The organism is Staphylococcus simiae (assembly GCF_002902085.1).
In the GTDB taxonomy this organism is placed as follows: domain Bacteria; phylum Bacillota; class Bacilli; order Staphylococcales; family Staphylococcaceae; genus Staphylococcus; species Staphylococcus simiae.
In genome coordinates this window covers 1-362 of record NZ_PPQR01000115.1, presented here as the reverse complement: position 1 = coordinate 362, position 362 = coordinate 1, and the positions used below count along the sequence as shown (strand labels likewise).

1 pseudogene is annotated in these 362 nt (G+C 41.7%); it reads right to left on the bottom strand.

Annotation, left to right across the window (positions count from 1 at the left end):
* Positions 1-362 (bottom strand): annotated as a pseudogene (locus CD113_RS12765) (hypothetical protein); the annotation flags it as partial.

Genomic DNA, 362 nt, shown 5'->3' with positions numbered 1-362 from the left:
TGATCTGTACCTGCCGTATCGACATATTTTATCGTCATTGATGTAATATCACCTTGCGGGGTAATTACCACGCTTGCAGTTGGTTCATCTGCTGTTACAGTTGGTGACGCTGGTGTTGCTTCCTTAACTGGTATTGTAACTTGCGTTTCACTACTACTATCACTATTTCCTTTTACAGCCGTTGCTTTTACTTCGCTATTTGGTTGGACCGCGGTATGTTCTACAGTGACAGCACCAGTTCGGTCGTTAATCGACATACCTGCTACTGGTGGATTGAGTGACCATATATTATTTGCTTTTGTTGCACTTATGGTTTGATCTGTACCTGCCGTATCGACATATTTTATCGTCATTGATGTAAT